The following is a 695-nucleotide window of genomic DNA, read 5'->3' on the forward strand; positions in this document are numbered from 1 at the left end:
CCTTGAAATACCACCCTTGTATGTTTTGAGTTCTAACCATGGCCCCTGAATCGGGGTTTGGGACACTGTTTGGTGGGTAGTTTGACTGGGGCGGTCTCCTCCCAAAGAGTAACGGAGGAGTACGAAGGTTGGCTAATCACGGTCGGACATCGTGAGGTTAGTACAATGGTATAAGCCAGCTTAACTGCGAGACAGACACGTCGAGCAGGTACGAAAGTAGGTCATAGTGATCCGGTGGTTCTGAATGGAAGGGCCATCGCTCAACGGATAAAAGGTACTCCGGGGATAACAGGCTGATACCGCCCAAGAGTTCATATCGACGGCGGTGTTTGGCACCTCGATGTCGGCTCATCACATCCTGGGGCTGAAGTCGGTCCCAAGGGTATGGCTGTTCGCCATTTAAAGTGGTACGCGAGCTGGGTTTAGAACGTCGTGAGACAGTTCGGTCCCTATCTGCCGTGGGCGTTTGAGAATTGAGAGGAGCTGCTCCTAGTACGAGAGGACCGGAGTGGACGAACCGCTGGTGTTCGGGTTGTTATGCCAATAGCATTGCCCGGTAGCTACGTTCGGAATCGATAACCGCTGAAAGCATCTAAGCGGGAAGCGAGCCTCAAGATGAGTTCTCACTGGAACTTTAAGTTCCCTAAAGGGCCGTTGGAGACTACAACGTTGATAGGCAAGGTGTGTAAGTGCGG

The 695-nt window shown here is 52.5% G+C and carries 1 rRNA gene; it reads left to right on the top strand.

Going from position 1 to position 695, the window contains the following annotated elements:
- Positions 1–695, top strand: a 23S ribosomal RNA gene (locus V6256_RS15150); the annotation flags it as partial.

The organism is Psychromonas aquatilis (assembly GCF_038155185.1).
Taxonomy (GTDB): domain Bacteria; phylum Pseudomonadota; class Gammaproteobacteria; order Enterobacterales; family Psychromonadaceae; genus Psychromonas; species Psychromonas aquatilis.